The following is a 19721-nucleotide window of genomic DNA, read 5'->3' on the forward strand; positions in this document are numbered from 1 at the left end:
TTTTTGGTTTTGTGGGGTGGTTTTTTTTTTTTTAAAAACACCCCCCCCACCCCCCCCCCCCGGCCCGCCCGCCCGGCGGCGGGGGGCAGTACCCGCCGCGGCCGTCCGCCGCGATGCCCTCGACGTCTTTGGCGGTCAGATCCGCCGGGGGGTGCGCCGCGTGAGCAGCGCGCCGAGCGCGATCATGCCGATGCCGAGGACGAAGTGCAGCCAGTCGTCGGCATTGTTCAGCGGTACGAAGTTGGCGTCGCTGGTGTGGCCGACGAACAGGCCGTACAGCCACAGCACCAGGTAGATCGCGCCGCCTGCGAGCAGGTAGGTGCGGGCGCCGGAGGCGGTACGGGCCATGGCGAGGCCCGCGACACCGAACAGGAGATGGACGATGTTGTGCAGGACGGAGATCTGGAAGATCCCGAAGAGTTCGGCTCCGGAATCGTGCGAGGCGAACTTCATCGTGTCGTAGTCCGTGGTGATCCCGGGGATGAACCCGAGGACTCCCACCAGCAAGAACACCGCTCCCACCAGCAGCGCCGCCTGCTGGACAGGAGTACGGGCACTCGTCATGGGTGTACGTGTGGTCATGGTCGTGGCCTTCTTGCCAGGGGGCGCATCGTCGTGAGCGCCTGTGTGCCGCGAGTACCCAGACTCCGCGCGACTCACCTCCCCGGACCACGCACTGCCAGCGCCGGGGAACAGGCGGGTGATCGGTGGACCGGCGCGGAGCGGGAACCCGCCCGTCATGTCGCACCGAGCCGGGTCCCCGCCGTACGTCCGCCACGACCGCGTCGGGCCGGCGAGCGTGAGGAGCATGGGCTCGGCCCGCCTCGACGAGGGCGAAGGCGACGGCGGCCCGCTGGTCCTGGTGCCGGGCCTGGGAGCGCCGGGCTACCTGCTGCGGACGGGGGCCCGCTGCGCCCGTTCCGGGCCGGTACGCGTGCTGGACGTCCCGGGTTTCGGCGACCCTTCGGGACCGGCCTGCCCGGAGACGCTGAAAGGGCTCGCGGACCTGGTGGCCCGGTGGCTGGCCGTCGTTCCGGGCGGGCCGGTGGTGCTCGCCGGGCACTCCACGGGAGCCCAGGTGGCGTTGCACGCGGCCCTGCGCCGGCCCGGACGGGTACGGGCCCTGGTGCTGTTGGCTCCCACGTTCCCGCCCCGGCTGCGCCGCGTGCGGCCGCTGCTCGCCGCGTTCGCCCGCACGGCCGTCCACGAGTCCCCCGGCATCGTCCCGACCTTGCTGCCCTCCTACCTGGCCGCCGGTCCCCGGCGCCTGGCGATCTGCGTGCGCTCGGCGCAGACGGACGCGCCCGAGGATGTGATCGCCTCGGTCTCCTGCCCGGTCACCGTGGTGACGGGAGAGAACGACGCCCTCTGCCCGCCCGACTGGACCCGCGAGCTGGCCCGCCGGGCAGGAGAGGGCCGGGCGGTGCGCATGCCGGGGGCGCACGCCTTTCCGTACACGTATCCGGCCGCGACCGCGGCGCTGCTGGCCCGGGTGCCCGGACGGTCGCGCTGACGCCCGTGCGCGTAACCGCGGCGGGGGGACCCGGCCCATGGCGACCGCCCCCGTCCACGGGATCACGACTGCCCTGGCCCTGTCGTTCGGATCAGGCCGGCGGTGAGGCTCGGCTCCTGTCAGCCGGCCCACCCCGCGACGCCGGGATGATCCAACGACAGGGCCCTAGGTGTCACAGAAATTGACGGGGGCCTCGGTCGGGTGAGGTTCGCCGGATCGCAGAACCTGCGGGCTGCCTGTTGCGTAGTGCCGGGCATGAGGCAGATCAATGACGCGCGTGCGGCAAGGCCAGGTCTGGCCGTGGTGGAGATTGCGGCCGCGGATGATGAGACCGCGTTCGCGGTCCAGGAGTTACTCAGCGCCCGCTGGGGGATCGCGCCGGCGGACCGTACGACCCGGGAGCCAGGTGAGCCGGGCGTGCGGCTGCGCTGTTTTCTGGACCTGCGCCAGGAACTCGACTCCGGGCATCAGGAGGAGGGCGAGCGACCCGGTTGGTGGTGTTTTCGTGTCCTGCGGCGTTCGGGTGGACCAGGGTGACGCGCTTGCCGATGGCACCGCATGACATGGACGCCGCCGCAGCCAATGCTGATCACCCCGCTTCGCGGTCCTCCGCGTCCTTCGAATCATACCGACGGGACTACCAGCACGCGGTAGCGTCGGCCTCGGCCGGGCCTGTAGAGATGCGGGAGTGAGGGACATGATGGCACGCAGACTCCTGGCGTTCGCCGACGCTCTGGTGCTTCTCGGTGCCGAGCCGCCGCGGCTGGCGGCGTTGGATCGGGCGCTCGGTGGGGCGTTGAATCTGGCGACCGCCGGGGTCAGCGGCACGGTGATCGGCATGGCCGACGCCAACGGACGCCTCCTCGGCCTCGGACGCGACGCGATCCGCGGCGTCGGCGCCCGTCTGGACCGTGCCCAGGGGCGTGCGGAGCGGACCGATGTGCTGCGCGCGGCGCACACGGTCATCGTCGTGGTGGCCTTCTTCGAGGCGATGGAAGAGTTGGAGCTTCCGTTCACCCTCGCCGAGGTGCGGTTGACCCGGGACGAGCAACTCGCCCTCGCCCAGACCGAATCGGGCTCGACCCCGCAGACGCCGGACCTGGTGTCGCTGCTACTCGCCACGGACCTGCCCTGCCCGGCACCGCACATACCGGCCTCGGCGCTCACCGCGATGCTGCTCGCGAGTTACGCGGACTACGCCCGCAGGTTCTACGCCTTCCTCGAAGGCCTCGCTCTGTGGGAGCACATGGACGCGTTGCGGCGCCTTCGGGCCCATGCGGCTCTCATGGATGACCTGCCGCGCGCGGCGCATGACCGATACCAGAGCCTGTACGTCGAGCTCGCCAAGGAGGCACCCGAATTCGGTTTCTGGGTCACACATGTGGCGCAGCAGGCGATCCACACAGACGTCGGCCGTGCCCTGTCCGGGATCGAGACTCTCCTCACCCGCACCACCGAGGCGCTGCGCCCGCCGGTAGACGTGGCCTCCGCGCTGGCGCGCGCTCACCGGGCGGCGCTCGCGCACCCCGTGCTGGACGCCGCGTCGGCGCCGGACGGCATTAGGATTCCCACCCTTCAGGACCTCTACCTCGACCCGGACTTCCGCGTCAGTGCCGTTTCCGGGCAGGCCGCACCGGCCGACCACGAGTGGTGGGGGCGACTGCCCCTCCGCCGAGACCTCACCCACTACTTGGCCGGGGCCCTCACCTCTCCTCAGCTCGCCGAGGCGCCCCTGCTGATCCTGGGCCAGCCCGGTGCCGGCAAATCCGTCCTCACCCGGGTGCTCGCCGCACGGCTCCCCTCCGTCGGTTTTCTCCCCGTGCGCGTGCCGCTGCGGGACGTCCGGGTGGAGGACGAACTGCAGGACCAGATCGAACAGGCGATCCGCGCCTCCACCGGCGAACGGGTCAGCTGGCCGGAACTGGTGCGCGCCGCAGGTGGCAGTACTCCTGTTCTGCTCCTGGACGGCTTCGACGAGTTGCTGCAGACGACCGGCGTCCACCAAACCAACTTCCTGGAGCGCGTGTCCCAGTTCCAGCGGCGTGAGGCGGATCAGGGGCGGCCCGTGCTGGCCTTGGTGACGAGCCGGACCTCCGTGGCCGACCGCGCCCGATACCCCACCAGCATGGTCGTCCTGCGCCTGGAGCCCTTCCGCGCCGAGCAGATCACGACCTGGCTGGCCGTGTGGAACGAGGCCAACTTGGCCGGACTCTCGGCGCACGGCCGCGGCCCGCTCACTTGGCAGCACCTCGAACGGCACGCCGAACTCGCCTCTCAGCCCCTGCTGTTGACGATGCTCGCGCTGTACGACGCTGCCGAGGGTGCTCTGCGGCGCGCCGACGACGACTTCGACGTCACCGAGTTGTACGAGCAGCTGCTGTCCTCCTTCGCCCGGCGCGAGGTCGGCAAGACGACACTCCACGCCGTCTCCGACGAGGACACGGCCGCCCTCGTCGAGCAGGAACTGCAGCGCCTGTCGCTCGTGGCCTTCGCCCAGCTGAACCGGGGTCGCCAGTGGGTGTCGGCCGACGAACTCGAGCAGGACCTCACCGCCTTACTGGGCAGGCAGCCGGTGCGGCCACCGGGATTCCGCACCCCGCTCACCGCCGCCGAAACGGCGCTCGGCCGCTTCTTCTTCGTCCAGCGAGCCCAGTCAGTGCGGGACGGCCAGGTACTCGCCACCTACGAGTTCCTGCACGCGACCTTCGGCGAGTATCTGGCCGTACGCCTTACCCTGCACCTGCTCACCGACCTGCTCGCACCCCGCCCCGCGCTCTCTCTCGGGGACACCCACATCGACGACGACCTCGCCTACGCACTGCTTTCCTACACCTCCCTGGCGTCCCGGCAGATGCTGCGCTTCGCGCGGTCGCTGACCGGCAGGCTGTCCATGGCGGAACGGCGCCGGCTGACTCGGACCCTCATCCAGGTTCTGACCCAGCACACGACGCGCACCGGTGACCAGCACCCGGCCTACCGGCCCGCCCTGCTGCGCACGACGACACGCCACGGCCTGTACGGTTCCAACCTCGTGCTCCTGACGGTGCTACTCGCCGAGCGCTGCTCCGCGGCCGAACTGTTCCCGGGCTCCGCGGACCCGCCGGGTGCCTGGCACCGGCACTGCCTGCTGTGGCGCTCGGCGATGAACGAGAGCCAATGGACGGACTTCGCTCTGTCCCTCGACGTGCATCACACGTGGAACGGCGAGGGCCGGGCCCTGGAGATATCGCTTCGGTCCGAGCCAGGCACCCCACCACAGCCCCTCGACATGAACTGGCACTTCCGCTACCCGAGAGGCAGCGGAGGCCCAGGCTGGTCACGGTCGTACTGGGACGAGCTGTGGCACAAAACGGCCGTGTCCGGCGGAACCAATGACTCGGTGATGCGGCATGCCCTGGATCCGGTATTCCGGTGGCTCGGCCAGGCCGTGACCATGTTCAGTTCGGTCGACGGTGCTCCGGCCTCATCGCTCGCCCACGACCTGCTCGAACTGCTGCTGGCCGATCGCACGACCATGAGCGACAGGGAACTCGGCGATCTCTACGACCGGGCGCTCCAGGGAACACGGCTGCTGATGGACATGCGCCACCCCCACCTGGTGTCGGCCGTGCACGCCCTTCTCACGGCCTTCAGCCAGGACAGGGGACGAGTCCCCGGCGACGCACACGACGACGTCCTGCAGTTTCTGGCACAGCTCATCCAGCTCATGTTCGGTGACAGCGAGAGGGCACAACCATTGCCGGTGACCGTCTTCGATGCACTGTCCCATGCGCTGGCATCCCACCGACCCTTGGTGCACGCCCTCATATCGGCGGAAGACCGGGCCCTGATCGCGCGCCACCACGATCGGGCCACCGGCCCGCCGGAGTGAGCAGGCGGGCCGACGGCCGGCGAGGCAGTCGGTCGGCGACCCTGATTGCTTCGCCCGCCCGAAGCCTACGTTTGTCCCGGCTGGTTTCGCTGAGGCGTATGCGCTCTACGCACTTCGAGCGACAGGTGCATCGAACCTCAGCCCGTTTAAGTCGATTTGCTTCTACCTCAAGGCGCCCCGGTGATCCGGCTCCGGCCCCGCATGTGCCGGACGAGATCACATCCAGCCGGGAGCGCGGCAGACGAAGCCAGGAACGACCATGAATAACGCAGCGTCGGAATACTGCTACTTCACCGGTAAGTGCGGGTCACCACGGAAGCCGTGTTCCCTGTCAAGTTCTTCTGTTCAGCTTCTGGATGCCCGTGGCTTCACGTAGTTTCGCCTCTGACAAGATCACTGCCATGACCGTCTCGTTCCGCATCGATCGAATCCTCAGTGACCGCCCCTTCGCCGAGGTCGGTGATCCAGTCCTCGCCGTCGACGACGAGAGTCGCGGCTTGTTGGCCTTGGCAGGCACACACGTGGCGGTGGCGGGGGTCCCCGACTTCGGCAGCATTGCACCTGTCGGTGTCTACGACACCGACAATCTGGCTTGCCGGGCTCATCTCCGTGCGCGGTATCCCGTACATGCCATGGCTTTCCACGCCGGCTCCCCCTGCTTGCCGTCGGTACAGGCGACTACGACGGCGGTTACTTCTTCGAAGGGGAACTGCTCCTTTTGGACCTGGAAACAGGCCGGAGCACATCGCTCATCGAGCACGAACTCGGCCGCCAGGCCCTGAGCCTGGAGTGGCTCAACGAGCAGGAACTTCGCGTGCTGATGGCGCCGTATGACGACTGGCAGGACAAAGACGCCTGGAATGAGGGACACGTTGCGGTAGTGCGCCGGCCCGACTGGAGGGCCGTACCGCCCCGGTCGCTCACCGGACACGACCTGGCCGGACCACGAGTAGCGGCCCCGCGAAACCGACCGTCGAGAGGACGCACGTCAGAGGGTCTCCAGCCTGAGTAGTGAATGGGACCCGCTCGCAACGTCCACGCAGTCGAGGAGCTGTCCGACGGCAGGATCGTGGCGACCCTCGACGGGATCCAGTTGGAAGCCTGGTTGTCCTCAGGACAGCGACAATGGGCTGTTCAGGACGACGACGGTGGCGCCCGCGACCTTGTCGTAGCCCCGCAGATGAGCGATCGGCGTGGGTCAGCCTGATGCGGCCCCCGTGGCAGGAGCACGCTCAGGCCGTGGTCCGACTGTCGCTCCAGGACGGGGCGCGGCTCGACCGCTTCACTCCGGCGGGGGCGGTGTCCCTGGTGCGATGTGCTGACGGCCTGCCCGCCCTTGCACCCGCCGGCAGGAACGGAGCGGCGAAGCAGATTGCGTATCCGGCGTGGCAGCCGGGTCTACTTCCGGGAAAGTGTCCCCAGGAAGAGCGGGCAGAAACCCGGATCAGGTGACGCCTGGCTCGCGGCTGTGGAACCGAAGAGCATACCGGTCGCCGAACGTCCGCGTGAGCCCAGAAAGGCGGAGGCCCGTCGTCTGTCTCCCTACTCCTGGACGCCTGGCGAGACACACTTCGCAGGCCCCGGCGTGGAGACTGCCGACGGCGACCTGATCCATGCTGGCACTGTCTACCACGGCCACGGATTGCAGCCAGGTGGATCGTTCGTCGTACGGCGCACGGTGGCCGGAGAGAAGCCGACATGGGTCTTTTGGACGGACCGGAAAGCCACGGACCTCGACCACGACATGGAATCCGCCTACGTCACATCCGACGACGGCGAGCTCGTCGTACTCGATCTCCATGACGGCAACGTCCGCTGGCGCCAGCACCTGGTTGTGACCGGAGTGCCCGTGGTGGCGACCGCGCTGACCGTCACCGAACCCGGCCGCCTGCTCATCGGTACCACTGACGGACGACTCCTGGACTGCTCGACCTTCTGGAAGTGCTGACGCTGTAAGGCACACTGCGATCCTTACCGACGGGAGCAGTCTTATTAGGTTGTCGATCGAGAAATCGGAATCACGTTGTCCGCTGGCGTCTTCGGGGCGCGAGCGGGGCGGGGGTCAGCAGCAGGGTCCGGCGTGGCGGTTCTCCTCGGCGAGGTCAGTGAAGGGGATGGGGCAGCAGGCGCTGGACGCGCAGACGGTCAGGTCGTCGCAGCCCGCGTCGAGAGCCGCGGCCAGGGCGGTGCGGATGGTGGTCAGGTGCGCGATCTTTGCGTCGACCTCGGCGAGTTTGGCCGCAGCGCAGTCCTGGAGCCACCGCCACGGGGCGGCCGTGGCGGTGGCGGCCGGCCTCCGGGAGTTCCGCGACCTCTTCGAGGGTGAACCCGAGCCGCTGGGCAGCCTTGATCACTCTCAGCGCGGTGACCGCGTCCTCGCCATAGAGGCGGTGACCGCCGTTGCTGCGCTCCGGCTCGGCGAGCAGGCCACGCCGCTCGTAGTAGCGAAGGGTCTGGATGTTCACCCCGGCCGCTTCCGCGACCTGCCCGCTGCGCAGGCCCGCACTCACCGCTGCTCCCCGGCGGCGGCCGTCCGGGCTACCGCGGCGTCCAGGACCGCCTCGTACGCCTGGTCCACCGCAATGTCCAGACGGACCAGGTCCTGGCCGGCGGTGGTGGTGAAGGTGAAGAACGAGCAGCAGCCGCTCTCGCGCTCCACCAGCTCCCGAACTCGGTCTTCCACACCCTCTCCGCCTGCCAGGTCAGTGCGCAGACGGAGCGGCTGGGGCCTCGACAGCGAGGTCAGGCGCTCGCGGCAGCCGGCACGGCGCCGCGCCCTGCCCCGCCGTCGGTTCCGGGCAGCCTCGGGCCTTCGGTGGTTGTCCCGGCTACCGGGCGCACGTCACCCTCACCGGCACGTTCGCGCACCCGGCCACTCGGTCGGTGGGTGCCAGGCGCTCCGTGTCGTCCACGGTGAGCTGCCAGCGCATCGTCACCGCCACCCAGTCGCTCAGGTACTGGCAGCGGTACGCCTCGGTCGGCGGGAGCCACGTCGCGGGGTCCTGGTCGGCCTTGGACCGGTTGGAGCGGGCGGTCACCGCGATCAGGGCCCGGTCGTCGCCGAGGTCGTTCGCGTACGCCTCCCGCTCCTGCGCCGACCACTGCCCCGCGCCCGAGTCCCAGGCTTCCGCGAGCGGCACCATGTGGTCGACGTCCAGGCCACCGAAGGCGTCCACGTAGACGTCGTCGTAGGGGCTGTACCACTCACCCCCGGACAGTGCGCAGCGTGCGCCCTGCTCGGGGGCGAGGAACGTCTCCGCCAGCAGCACCTCCTTGCGCGTGTTGCACCCGTCCCTGTCGGCGTCCGTCCCGTGCTGGCGCTCTTTGAAAGTTCCCATCGCCTACTCAGGGGCTCCCCGGACCTGCTCACCTTCGTTCCCCACCTCATCGGGGTACTGAGCAGTGATGGAGCCCGTTCGTCGGGAGATGCCCGGACGCCTGCGCGGCAGGAGTGCCCATGCCTTGCGTACGGCATTCAGGCAGCGGGCGGCGTGGGCGTGCAGGGCGTCGGCGAGTTCGGGTGGCGCGTGGGTGAGAGTGAAATCGGCGTCGACCGAGGTGATCATCCAGGCGAGGTCACGGGGGTTGTCGGCGCCCAGGTGCAGTAGGCAGCTGTCATCGTCGACGGGTTCGATGACGCCCATGCCGGGCCAGATGCGGTCGGTGACCGCTGCGGCGGACTCGTGCAGGGTGATGGTGGCCTGGAACGGCCAGGTCCGCGACGACAGCTGGTGAGCCAGATAGGTGGCCACGTCGGTGTCGGGGAGTTCGCGGGGGGTGAACCGCGGTCCAGTCGGTGTGCGCGGAGTAAGTCTGTCGACGCGGAAGGTGCGCCAGTCGGTGCGGTCGGTGTCCCAGGCGACCAGGTACCAGTGACGGTCGAAGCTGACGAGGCTGTGCGGCTCGACCAAGCGCGTGCTGCGGCTGCGGCGAGGGCTGGCGTAGTCGAAGCGCAGCCGCTCGCGTCGGCGGCACGCCTCCGCGATGGCCATGAGGGTGTCCGCGGAGACCTTGGGAGCCGGGGCTGCGCCAGCCCGGACGGTAGCGGTGTGCAGGGTGTTCACTCGGTACCGCAGCCGGGGTGGGAGCATCTGCTCGAGCTTGGTGAGCGCGCGCATCGAGGACCCTTCGATGCCGGCGACCGAGCCACCGGCCGCCGTGCGCAGGCCGATGACGACGGCGACAGCCTCGTCGTCGTCGAGCAGCAGCGGCGGCAGCGTGGTCCCGGCCCCGAGCCGGTAGCCCGCAGTGCCCTGGGTGGCGTTCACCGGGTAGCCGAGCGCGCGCAGTCGCTCCACATCACGGCGCAGGGTGCGTCGGCTGACGCCGAGGCGTTCGGCGAGTTCGGCCCCGGACCAGTCGCGGTGGGTCTGCAGCAGGGAGAGCAGCTTCAGCAGCCGCCCGGAGGTCTCCAGCATGCCGTAAGACTGCCGGAAGGTGAGGACCGAACCTGACCTAAGCGAGTTCTAGCGTCGCAGCCATGGCGAACACAACACCCAGCAGCGGTATCCGCTCCTTCCACATCGACATACCGCAGGCCCAGCTCGATGATCTGCAAGCCCGCCTGGCCGCCACCCGATGGCCGGATGAGCTGCCGGGTGTCGGCTGGAGCCGCGGCGTCCCGGTGACCTACCTGAAGGATCTGGCCGAGTACTGGCGCTCGGCCTACGACTGGCGGGCGCACGAGGCGGAACTCAACACGTTCCCTCAGTACGTGACCACCATCGACGGGCAGAACATCCACTTCCTGCATGTGCGCTCCCCCAGGGCCGAAGCCACGCCGCTGATGCTGCTGCACGGCTGGCCGGGCTCGGTGGCGGACTTCCTCGATGTCATCGGGCCGCTGTCCGATCCCGACGCGCACGGCGGTGATCCGGCCGATGCGTTCCACTTGGTCATTCCCTCGCTGCCGGGGTTCGCCTTCTCCACCCCGCTGGCCGGGCCGGGCATGGACACGGCCCGGATGGCCGGGGCGTTCACCCAGCTGATGGCCTGCCTCGGCTACACGCGCTACGGCGTACAGGGCTACGACACCGGATCATGGGTCGCCCCGGAGATGGGCAAGCAGGCACCGGACCACGTGATCGGCGTTCACGTCAACGCCATGATCACATTTCCCGCCGGGGCGGAGGGCGAGATGGACGGCCTGACGGAGGCCGAACAGCGACGCTGGCATCGGATGCAGAACTTCAACGACGGTTACCTTCAGTGCAATTCCAAGCGTCCGCAGACCGTGGCCTACGCCCTCACCGACTCCCCTGTCGGCCAACTTGCTTGGACCGTGGAGAAATTCAAGGAGTTCACCGACCCGGAAGACGCACTGCCCGAGGACAGCATCCACCGGGACCGCATCCTGACCGAGGTCTCGCTGTACTGGCTGACCGCCACCGCTGCCTCGGCCGCGCAGGTCTACTACGAGGAGATCTCAGCGAGCACCTGGAGCGAAGCCGCAGCCGACGACTGGACTGCCCCCGGCGCGGCGCACGACACCGGCTGGAGCCACGGTCAGGGCGACTGGGCAGCCGGTCCACGAGGGACCGTGCCCACCGCCGTGCTGCTCTCCGCCCACGATGTGACCATCCGCCGCTGGGCCGAACGCGACCACAACATCGTGCGGTGGACCGAACTCGACCGTGGCGGCCACTTCCTCGCGATGGAAGCCCCGGAACTGCTCGTCAGAGACGTCCGCGAGTTCTTCGACAAGGTGCGCTGACAGGAAGCGCCCCGAACCCTCAAGGGCCGGGCGTAACAGTCCCCCGCCCATTGAGCATGCAACCAAGTGAGGACAGGAGCAGAGGTGGGATTTTCAGAAGTCCTCATCACACGGGCCTGAACCAGGTGCGGTTTCCGGCCCGGGTCTCCTGCGCAGCGGGCAGCACCTCGACCGCGTCCTTGAACGGCAGGGCGAGCGTGCCGCCCGCCCCTCCAGCGGGCCAGGATCGGCGTGGGCGGGGAGGGTCAGAGCAGCGAGCGCGGCCGTGGCCGCCGCGAGGGTGGCGAGAAGACGCACGAGCGGGTCCCTTTCACCGACAACTGCGGGCCGTGCCACGGACCGATCGTAGGTTCAGCCCACTTGGGCCATCCTGCGCCCGGCTCCCGGTACCCGGTGCCGTGCCGGCCGAGCTCGGCGCGCGCACTCTCCAGCAGACGGCGCCAGGAGGCCACCGTCGGCCAGCGCTTGAGCAGGGCACGGCGAGTCGAGCCTAGTACTCCAGCCGGCCTTCTGTATTTGTCCTGGTCAACGGCTTGGCGGTGGGGAGTGTAGCGGGGGTTGGGCATGCGCGGGACGGTCTTGGGCCGGCCGTCCCACCAACGTGTGTCCACGCCGCATGTAATGACTGTGTCGGGCACGTGCCTGGTGGCGACGCCTCCAGCGGGACCAGTTCACCGCGTGGTTGCGGCGTGCAGGATGGCGGCGGGGTTGAGTTGCCAGCAGACGACGGATTTCGGCTGGTGTGAGGTCCACGAGGTCGGGTGTGTCGGCCTCGATACCCCCTTTTTCGCGCTCCTGCACGGCCATCACCGCAAGGAACGCGTGGGCGAGCATGGCTAGGGTGACGTGCCGGTACCAGCCGACGTAGCGGCGGACCTCGTACTCATCCAGGCCACACTCGTTCTTCGCGCTCTGGAAGCACTCCTCGATCTTCCAGCGGCATCCGGCGACTTCATGACGGCCTATCACCCGACCATGATCCACCAGTCACATCACATGGACGGCTGGGCTCTAGGCAGAGGGGCGGGTGACCACGTTGATGTTGAACGTGTGAGAACCCAGACCGCCCGCGATGCCCATGAAGAGCAGGGCGAAGTGCTCCTGTCCACGTGCGGTGGTGATGCCGCCGATGTCCAGCTGGGACGAAGCGGGCCAGCCGAGGTCGGTGAGCAGCCGGCCGGTGGTCCGTTTGGCTTCGGCGTCGTTGCCGGAGAGGAAGACGGTGCTCGGGCCATCCAGACCGTCCGGGGCACTCATCACGGTGGAATCCATGGTGCACAGCGTCTTGACGACGGGGGTCAGGGGGAAGGCTTCCTGGATCTGCTCGCCCAGGCTGCTGTTGGGGTGCGAGAGCTCAGTGAAGTCGTCGGAGAGGCCGACCCCGACATCGATCAGCAGGGTGCCGGCCAGCGCCGATGCCCCGATGGAGTGCAGTAGTTCCACGGAGACAGTCCCCGGGGTGGCGTTGACGAGTACCTCCGCGTGGGCGGCTGTCTCGTTCAGGCTTGCCACAGGGAGACCGAGGTCTGTCCGTTCCTTGGGCTGACGTGAACCAAGGAGCACGTCATGCCCTGCGGCGCTCCAGCCGTGGGCCAGTGCTCGGGCGACGTTGCCGGTGCCAAGTAGTCCTAAGCGCATGGTGGGACGCTAACTGTTGTCGGGGCGCTGCGGATCGGACCTCGGGCCCGGGTGGACCGGCACCAAAGACCTAGTTCCATGGTCGCTCGCTACTCACCACGACAAGACCGCCGACTCCCACCGGGGCAGCCGTCCCCTCCCATCGCTCCTGATATCCGGCGTGGCACTTTGACGACAACTCCTAGTACTGCCACGGTGCTTGCCGTGACCTGGCCAGGTTGGTCGTGGTGTGGTTACGGGTGGGGACCTTGCTGATGACAAGTTGTGGGCGGGTGAGTTGGAGCGATTGCACGGGCGGTTCGTGCATCGCTTTGCTCGTAGTGAGCCGCGTGAGTCGGCGCTTGCATACATGCAAGGACTGATCGCTCCGCTGGAGCGCAAGACCGGCTGGACGCTGCCCGAACAGGCCGGTCATGCCGCTCCGGACGTATCCATCGGCTGCTCACCGGATCGAATGGGACGCCGACGAGGTACTCGATGACGTGCGTGACTACGTCGTCGAGCACCTTGGCGACCCGGACTCGCGCAGCACCTACGCCCTGGACAGGACGGCACCCACGCCGGCCGCGGCCGCTCCGGAGCAAGAGCGGCCTCGGCCGGCGTGATGGTCGGCGGGCCGTGACGGGCGTGGGCCCCGTGAGCGTCAGCGGACCGTGCCGAAGTCCTGCGTCCAGTAGTTGCCGGGCTGCGCCACCCCCACACCGATCTCCTTGAAGCCGCAGTCCAGGATGTTGCGTTTGTGACCGGCGCTGGCCATCCAGCCCGCCATGACCTGCTCGGGCGTGGAGTACCCGTACGCGACGTTCTCGCCGTAGGTGCTCCAGAGGTATCCCGCGCGCGTGATCCGCTGTCCCGGGTCGGACCCGTCGGAACCGGTGTGCGACATGGTGTTATGGCTCGCCATGTCCGCGCTGTGGGCCTGGGCAGCCTGCGAGAGCTGCGCGTTCAGGGTGACCGGGGAGCAACCGACCTTGGCACGCTCGGTGTTGACCAGGGCGACCACGCGGGTGACGGCGGGGGCCGTGGTGGCGGGCGGCTTCGGCGCGGCGGTGGTCGTCGAGGGGGGTGCGGCGGTCGGCTTCGGCGCGGAGGTGGTCCTCGTCGGGGCGGGCGGGGTGGTCGTCTTCGAGACAGGCGTCTTGGGCTTCTCCGGGGCGGGCGCCGCAGTCCCGGGAGAGTTCGTCGGCGAGGCCGAGGGCGAAGCCGTCGCCGTGGGCTTCGCGGTCGGGATGTCCCGCCCCCGGTGCCCGTCCCAGGGCGTCTTCCCCACGTCCGTCCGGTGTCCGTTCCAGGACGCATTCCTCCCGTCCGTCCAGGGACCACTGGACGTGGCGATGATGGCCTCGGCTTCTCCGTCGCCCATGCACGCCATGGCGGCCGACGGCACCGCCACCACGCTCATCGCCAGGACGGCGACGGCTATGGGCCGGCGGCGCGTCTTCCTGCGGTGCTTCCGGTCTTTCCTCATGCGGACCTCGTTCGGTCGACTCTCCGTACGCCTCGGGCTCGGTTTCGCACAGACACTGCGCTTGACCTGCGGGGACGCCTTGCGGGGCCGTCATTGTTAAAAGCCGCGTGAGGGCACGGCAACGAGGGCTTCCACTACCTCGCTTAGTAGGCGAGGGCGCCCCTTGAATCCGGGCCGGGATTGTGCCGGGCCGCCCGCGCCGGACGCCGACTGCGCCTCACACTCCGTCATAAGGACGGCCGGGCCGTACGACGGCTCGAGGCCGGTGCCCCGGGCCGGTGACCCCGGCCGAGGTGCCGCGTATGCCTGCTTCCATATGCCAGATCCACCTATGTCGGCCACACGCCACGTACTATCGCGGCACGTTGATGGGGACCGGGCACGTGAGAGATGTCACTGACTTTCCCCACAGCCCTTGCGGTGCCCGGCGCGCGGCGCGATGCGGTCAGGCATCGGTGACCGTGCGCAGGAGCGCGGAGGGCCACGGCCTCCTCGTAGCCGACGGCCGGCCGGGGTGAAGACGCCGGACCATTCGACCTGTCGACGTCTCCGGCTCGCAGGGCACCTCGTGGACGGTGAGGGTGGAGCGGTAGCCGGTGACGGGGCACGCGGCGTCGAGGCGTCGAGGCGTCGAGGACCGGACCAGGTGTCGGCGGTGACCCACGCCAGAATCACGGTGGGGGCGTCCAGACGCTGGCACCGTGCCCGCCCCGAACCTCTCCCCGGCCGACGTTCCCCCGCCTGACGTCACCGCCGCACTGACGCGGCACGGCGCGGCGGCCCCGCCGACGCGCAACCGGCTGAACGCACACCGGATCCGCGGCCGCGGCCGCGCCGCCGACACCGAGGGGGCGGTGTTCCAGTACGGGTGCCACCACAGGCATGCGGACAGTCGCGGCAGGCGGCGGCGCAGGGCAGAATGTCGCGGCGGCCGTTACCGGCGGGGTGCGGTGGCCCGGACCTCCGCCAGGACGACGCCGGGTCTCCCTGAAACCCGGTCCGGAGGCAGAAGTGATTCAAGTTGTGTCACTTCTTCACTGTCGGGGCGGGGCGGCGAGTGAGGTCTGGGTGCCTCCGAAGCGGCGGTCGCGGCGTGGGTAGGCGTCGATGACCTGCCACAGGTGGGTGCGGTCGATGTCGGGCCAGAGGGCGTCGAGGAGGACGAGTTCGGCGTAGGTGGACTGCCGGGGCAGGAAGTTGGAGGTGCGCTGTTCGCCTCCGTAGACGACGTCGCGCAGGGCGAGCTGGCCGGCTTCGTGGCCTGCGGTGCGCGGCTGATTGCGAGCCATCGCCCACCGTCCGTTGCCGTCCATGATGACCGCCACATGCCGGGGAAGCAGATGAGCGGGCAGTTGGGGCGGCTGGGCGCCGCTGGGGTGTGCCACCGGTGGCAGCAGAGTCTGCGGGCCTGGTGCGGTGCGGGCGCCGTTCGCAGGACGCGGCAGGGGGATCGCGGCCCGACTGTCGGCTTGGGCTGCGGTGAGGCCCGGCGGGAGCAGCGGACCAGGCCGCCGGTCGACGGCCCGGACGTGGCGTGCGAGGGCTGGACGGGACCGGGCATGAAGACCCTCCTCCTGCTCGGTTGGGCGGCCCTGGACGGCACGGCCGCGAACACCAGCCAGTACAGCCACGGAAAGCACTGGCGATAACCCCGTCATGGAGCCCCACGGTGGGTATGGTCGTTTGGCTGACGCTTCGTCCTCCACGAGAATTCTGGGGGACTTGTGGACGACTTACCGCCGTCACCTGCCCAAGTGCCGCATCGTCTGCTGGCCGACCCCCTGTTCGTCCGGGCCCTGCGCGAGCGGGACTTCACCGTGGTGTTCGCGATGACCCACGAGGCGGGAATCTCCTTCAACCGGATCGCCGAAGCGTGCGTGCTCAAGTCCGAGCGTGTCAGCCAGATCGCTCGGGGCGCCGCGGCTGTCACCGCGCTGGCAACTGTCGAGACAATCTCCGGCGGTCTGCGCATTCCCGGTGCCTTCCTGGGACTGGCTGCGCACCCCTGGGAGGACACCGCCGCTCTCAGCTCGGAGTCCCACCATGGAGAAGATGATCCGATGAAGCGCCGCCAGTTGCTTCGTGGCGCGCTCGCCGCCGGCCTCACCGCTCCGGCGCTCGCCGCCCTCACCGCCGCTCGGACCGCCGTCGACCAGACCCTCTCCCCCGGCGCCCTGGAGGACCTCGCCGACCTGGAGGCCGCAGCCGAGAGCTACGGGTACGGCTACCACGGACAGGCCCCCACCCGCGTCCTGGCCGACCTGGTCACCGACTTCACGACCCTGCGCCCGCTGCTCACCGTCCCCCAGCCCGCACCGGTCCGGGCACGGCTGGGCCGCATGGCCGGGCAGATGGCCGGGATGACCGCGATCGTCTTACACGACCTGGGAAGTCGCCGTGAGTCCCGTGCATGGTTCGCCACGGCCGCCCGAGCCTCCGCCGAATCCGGCGACCCCCAGCTACACGCCTGGGTCCTGCCCGGGAGGCCATGGTGCCGCTCAATTACGGTGCCCCGAAGACGGCGGCACGCCTCGCCCACCAGGCCCGGCACACCGCCGGCACCCGTCCGACCGCCGCGGCGACGCCGGCGACCGCGGTCGCCGCCCGCGCCTACGCCCTCAACCACCAGAACGAGCAGGCCCGCGCCGCGCTCGAGGCCGCCGACGCCCTCATGGACCGGCTCCCCGAGAGCGAGCGGTCGGACACCTGGCTGACGTACGGCGAGCAGAAGCACCACGTCCACCTCAGCCACGCCTTCACCACCCTCGCAGACACCCGCCGCGCGAACGAGAGCCAGCACCGCGCCCTGGAGCTGTCCGCGCCGACCAGCACCATGACGCGCACCCTGCTGAACATCGACGCGGCGGCGTGCTCCCGCGCTCTGGCAATGGATGAGGCCAAGGCCCATGAGTAGCCTTGGCGCCATGGTGCTGCTCGGGATCATCGCCGTCGCTGGCTTGGGGACGTTCGTCTTCCTCTCGTTATTGGGGGCCGTAATGGGCCAGGCGGTTGGCGTGATCAGCTTCCTGCTGTACCTCGTGGGGGCCGGAATGCTCTTCGCGGTCGGCTACTTCACCGCCCGCCTGGTTTTCGACCTGTCCGAGCAGCGGAGCATCGTTGTCGGTGCGGCGCTCCCGGTGGCCTATGGAGTCGGCCGCCTCATCTGGCTGAACTTGGGGCTGCCCACACCGTTCAGCGACTACGACCGCTGGCGCGGCCAGGACCACCGGGACTACTGGAGCTGACAGATCACCGAAACGGGATGCGGCTGCGCCATCACCGTGCTCGAGGGGCTCGCCGTTCTGGTCGCACAGCAGCGTCAGGATGCCGGTCGCCGCCTCGGTGTCGGACAGGTAGGTCGGCGCGACTTCGAGCATCAGCTCGCCGATCGCGTGGGTGCTGGCGGCGAGGTCGTCGACGACGCGGCGCCGCGCGGCGACGGTCGGGTCCGTCGGCGGTTCGGCGGGCGGCGGGGGCGGTGCCGTGCGGATGTCGCGGACGGCCTGGCGGACCACGGCTCGCACCGTTGCGGTCTCGAGGGCCTGGAGGCCGCTGTGGGCGAGCGTGGCGAGGCGGCGGGTGATCAGCTCCGCAACGTCGCCGCTGCGGCTGGAGACGGTGCTCAGGGCGCGCTGGGACAGGCCGTAGTCGAGCGCGGCCGCGGCGGCCGGGTCACTGTCTCGCGTGCGAGACGTCTCGGTGCCAGCGGCGACGGCGCCGTGGATCGCGGCCAGGGAGCGGGCGACGTCCAGGAGCCGGTACGCCTGCGCACGGCTGATGCCGAGCTCTGCTTCGCAGTACGCCTCCCAGCTCGGGTGACCGAGGGGTGTCCAGACGCGGGCAGCGTGCGCGTCACGGACCCGGGCGGCGAGCACCGCCACGGAGCGCCGGACGTCGTCCATCGCCTCGCGTAGCCCGGCCGTCATCTCTCGGGCCTGCGCCGCGCCCAACGTCGGCCGCGCCGGTTCGGCGACGTCGTCCTGGTCCTGGTCGTGCTCGCCCATGACTCCATCGTCCTGCGCGTCGACGGGCCAGTGCAGGGCGTACGGAAGCTGTCCTCTGACATGCGATCTCGACCGATTGACAGGTGATCTTGACCGAACTGGAAGCGTCAGTTCCTGGAGTGCGGCCGGGCCAGCCCGGCCGCCGGGAAGCACGGTTCGCGCAGTGCGGATCAGTGCCGTTCGAACGCCAGATCTCGCGGCCGCATGTGCTCGCGTGGCCCCGCCGCCCGCAGGACCACGTCCAGCACCCGTGCCGGGTCGGCCGCGTAGGCATGCGAGAACCACGCCATGTTGGCCTCCACCACGGCCCAGCGGTGGCCTGGGCGGTACGGGTCAAGCAGTTGCCCGACGTCCACGACGACGGCACTCGGCAGCGTGTGCCCGGCTGCGGCGGCCAGCCGGTCGGCGAACTCCGTGATCTGCGCGGCGGTGACCCGGTCCGCGCGGTCCGTACCGAGCGGGCGGGGGTCGAGCCGGCTGAACACTGCGTACCGGCTCGCCGTGGCGATCCGGCCATCCAGCAGGAACAGCCGGTACTCCGCCGCGAAAGTCACCACGTCGGACAGCAGCACCGGTGTTGCCGGGTCCAGAGCGGAGGACAGCCGGGAGCCGTCGGTGTAGACATCGGCCGGGAAGGACTTGTCACGGGGCGGCTTGACGAACGTCGGCTGGTCGATCGCCCATGCGTCCGCGATGGTCCCCGCCCGCACCTGGCGGCCGGTGAACTCTTCCGGCAACTCGGCGAGCCAGCCGTCTGTCGGCTCCAGCAACGCGAACCCGAGCTGGCCTGCCAGCCGCGCTGCCGCGACCGGTCCGCCGTACCAGTGCGCAGGGCCTGCCAGGCCGGGCTCCTCCGCCGTCCTGACCGACATCCCTCGGCCCGCCGCCTCGACGGCCAACAGTTCCATCGTCGACGTCCGCCGCCCAGGCATGACCAGCACCGCGAATCCCTCCTGCACTCCGCAAAACCGCCACGCTAGCCCCACCGTGCCCACCACCGCAGCCGAGATTCCCCCGCCGCAGGCCCCAAGGTGGGCCAGGGAACGACGAGCCACAGCTCAAGATCAAGTGGCAGAAACCCGGCGTTGGTCGAGATCACTTGGCAATGTCAGGATCGCCTGTCAGAGGACAGAAGCACAGCGCGCGAGCTCCACCTCACAGGCTCACAGCCTCATAGTTCACCGCGTCACCTGGGGATATGGGGTGTGAGGCTCACAGGCCTCAGAGCGTGACGCCGGGTGCGTGACGTGGAGACATCAACGGTCAGCAACGTGACGGCGCCACTGCTCCTGCACGACGCCCCCTGGCCGCACCACTGACCGACCTGCTGCACCACGGGTCGTCCGAGGCCGTCTGGCACCCCATCAACGGCTCCGAAGAGCGCGTCGGCTGGATGCACGACCGACGCCGCTGATCACTCAACCCGCCACCTCTGCACAACGGCCCCGACCACAGCAGGTCACCGCCATTGCGCAAACCACCCCGACGGTCGCGCAACCGCGAGCAGCGGCAGC

The 19721-nt window shown here is 69.5% G+C and carries 17 protein-coding genes and 3 pseudogenes; 7 read left to right on the forward strand and 13 right to left on the reverse strand.

Annotated elements, in window-relative coordinates; all coding sequences use genetic code 11:
* Window positions 1–135: 135 nt before the first annotated feature.
* Window positions 136–582 carry a DUF4383 domain-containing protein gene (locus ACFWJX_RS22395; RefSeq protein ID WP_383245890.1) on the reverse strand — a complete coding sequence of 149 codons (447 nt, stop codon included), beginning with the start codon at window positions 580–582 and terminating at the stop codon, window positions 136–138.
* 226 nt (window positions 583–808) lie between these two features.
* On the opposite strand from ACFWJX_RS22395, the gene ACFWJX_RS22400 reads away from it, so the two are divergent.
* From ACFWJX_RS22400 to ACFWJX_RS22415, 4 genes are all read left to right on the forward strand, one after another.
* Window positions 809–1513, forward strand: a complete 705-nt coding sequence (locus ACFWJX_RS22400) for an alpha/beta fold hydrolase (RefSeq protein ID WP_383245893.1) — start codon at window positions 809–811, stop codon at window positions 1511–1513.
* 255 nt (window positions 1514–1768) lie between these two features.
* Window positions 1769–2050 (forward strand): DUF6207 family protein, encoded by a 282-nt coding sequence (locus tag ACFWJX_RS22405; protein WP_383245895.1) that lies wholly within the window; start codon window positions 1769–1771, stop codon window positions 2048–2050.
* Between the two features lie 160 nt (window positions 2051–2210).
* Window positions 2211–5384: an NACHT domain-containing protein gene (locus ACFWJX_RS22410; protein ID WP_383245898.1), complete on the forward strand. Its 3174-nt coding sequence runs from the start codon at window positions 2211–2213 to the stop codon at window positions 5382–5384.
* 1372 nt (window positions 5385–6756) lie between these two features.
* Window positions 6757–7332: a hypothetical protein gene (locus tag ACFWJX_RS22415; protein WP_383245901.1), complete on the forward strand. Its 576-nt coding sequence runs from the start codon at window positions 6757–6759 to the stop codon at window positions 7330–7332.
* A gap of 154 nt (window positions 7333–7486) precedes the next feature.
* Here the strand turns inward: ACFWJX_RS22415 and ACFWJX_RS22420 are convergent, their stop codons facing one another.
* From ACFWJX_RS22420 to ACFWJX_RS22435, 4 genes are all read right to left on the reverse strand, one after another.
* Entirely contained in the window at window positions 7487–7894 is a 408-nt protein-coding gene (locus ACFWJX_RS22420) for a MerR family transcriptional regulator (RefSeq protein WP_383245904.1), read from the reverse strand.
* The gene (locus tag ACFWJX_RS22425; RefSeq protein ID WP_383245907.1) at window positions 7891–8067 is read right to left on the reverse strand and encodes a hypothetical protein; all 177 of its coding nucleotides are present in this window, start codon (window positions 8065–8067) and stop codon (window positions 7891–7893) included. The genes ACFWJX_RS22420 and ACFWJX_RS22425 overlap by 4 nt, the downstream gene beginning before the upstream one ends.
* 145 nt (window positions 8068–8212) lie before the next feature.
* Window positions 8213–8722, reverse strand: coding sequence for an HNH endonuclease family protein (locus ACFWJX_RS22430; protein ID WP_383245910.1), 510 nt, complete (start codon window positions 8720–8722; stop codon window positions 8213–8215).
* Between the two features lie 3 nt (window positions 8723–8725).
* Window positions 8726–9802, reverse strand: a complete 1077-nt coding sequence (locus ACFWJX_RS22435; RefSeq protein WP_383245913.1) for a helix-turn-helix transcriptional regulator — start codon at window positions 9800–9802, stop codon at window positions 8726–8728.
* A gap of 62 nt (window positions 9803–9864) precedes the next feature.
* On the opposite strand from ACFWJX_RS22435, the gene ACFWJX_RS22440 reads away from it, so the two are divergent.
* Window positions 9865–11097 (forward strand): epoxide hydrolase family protein, encoded by a 1233-nt coding sequence (locus ACFWJX_RS22440; RefSeq protein ID WP_383245916.1) that lies wholly within the window; start codon window positions 9865–9867, stop codon window positions 11095–11097.
* Between the two features lie 389 nt (window positions 11098–11486).
* On the opposite strand, the pseudogene ACFWJX_RS22445 reads toward ACFWJX_RS22440, so the two are convergent.
* From ACFWJX_RS22445 to ACFWJX_RS22455, 3 genes and pseudogenes are all read right to left on the reverse strand, one after another.
* Window positions 11487–11582 (reverse strand): annotated as a pseudogene (locus ACFWJX_RS22445) (WhiB family transcriptional regulator); the annotation flags it as partial.
* 319 nt (window positions 11583–11901) lie between these two features.
* Window positions 11902–12048: pseudogene (locus ACFWJX_RS22450) on the reverse strand (IS701 family transposase); the annotation flags it as partial.
* Window positions 12049–12108: 60 nt separating this feature from the next.
* Window positions 12109–12735: an NADPH-dependent F420 reductase gene (locus ACFWJX_RS22455; RefSeq protein ID WP_383245919.1), complete on the reverse strand. Its 627-nt coding sequence runs from the start codon at window positions 12733–12735 to the stop codon at window positions 12109–12111.
* A gap of 229 nt (window positions 12736–12964) precedes the next feature.
* Between ACFWJX_RS22455 and ACFWJX_RS22460 the strand changes: the two are divergent.
* A pseudogene (locus ACFWJX_RS22460) lies at window positions 12965–13259 on the forward strand (IS701 family transposase); the annotation flags it as partial.
* Between the two features lie 119 nt (window positions 13260–13378).
* On the opposite strand, the gene ACFWJX_RS22465 reads toward ACFWJX_RS22460, so the two are convergent.
* The 3 genes from ACFWJX_RS22465 to ACFWJX_RS22475 all read right to left on the reverse strand — a co-directional run bounded on the left by ACFWJX_RS22465 (window position 13379) and on the right by ACFWJX_RS22475 (window position 16434).
* Entirely contained in the window at window positions 13379–14203 is an 825-nt protein-coding gene (locus tag ACFWJX_RS22465; protein WP_383245921.1) for a CAP domain-containing protein, read from the reverse strand.
* 1034 nt (window positions 14204–15237) lie between these two features.
* On the reverse strand, window positions 15238–15597 hold the full coding sequence (locus tag ACFWJX_RS22470; protein WP_383246395.1) for an undecaprenyl diphosphate synthase family protein: 360 nt from the start codon (window positions 15595–15597) through the stop codon (window positions 15238–15240).
* A gap of 348 nt (window positions 15598–15945) precedes the next feature.
* On the reverse strand, window positions 15946–16434 hold the full coding sequence (locus tag ACFWJX_RS22475) for a hypothetical protein (protein WP_383245924.1): 489 nt from the start codon (window positions 16432–16434) through the stop codon (window positions 15946–15948).
* A 257-nt stretch (window positions 16435–16691) separates the two neighbouring features.
* Here ACFWJX_RS22475 and ACFWJX_RS22480 point away from each other — a divergent pair, with 257 nt between their 5' ends.
* Complete coding sequence (locus ACFWJX_RS22480; RefSeq protein WP_383245925.1) at window positions 16692–17117, forward strand: hypothetical protein; 426 nt, start codon at window positions 16692–16694, stop codon at window positions 17115–17117.
* Window positions 17118–17184: 67 nt separating this feature from the next.
* Here ACFWJX_RS22480 and ACFWJX_RS22485 read toward each other — a convergent pair whose 3' ends face one another.
* On the reverse strand, window positions 17185–18207 hold the full coding sequence (locus tag ACFWJX_RS22485) for a hypothetical protein (RefSeq protein ID WP_383245928.1): 1023 nt from the start codon (window positions 18205–18207) through the stop codon (window positions 17185–17187).
* Between the two features lie 170 nt (window positions 18208–18377).
* The gene (locus tag ACFWJX_RS22490) at window positions 18378–19115 is read right to left on the reverse strand and encodes an ATP-grasp domain-containing protein (RefSeq protein ID WP_383246398.1); all 738 of its coding nucleotides are present in this window, start codon (window positions 19113–19115) and stop codon (window positions 18378–18380) included.
* Between the last annotated feature and the right edge of the window lie 606 nt (window positions 19116–19721).

The organism is Streptomyces sp. NPDC058335 (assembly GCF_042723915.1).
In the GTDB taxonomy this organism is placed as follows: domain Bacteria; phylum Actinomycetota; class Actinomycetes; order Streptomycetales; family Streptomycetaceae; genus Streptomyces.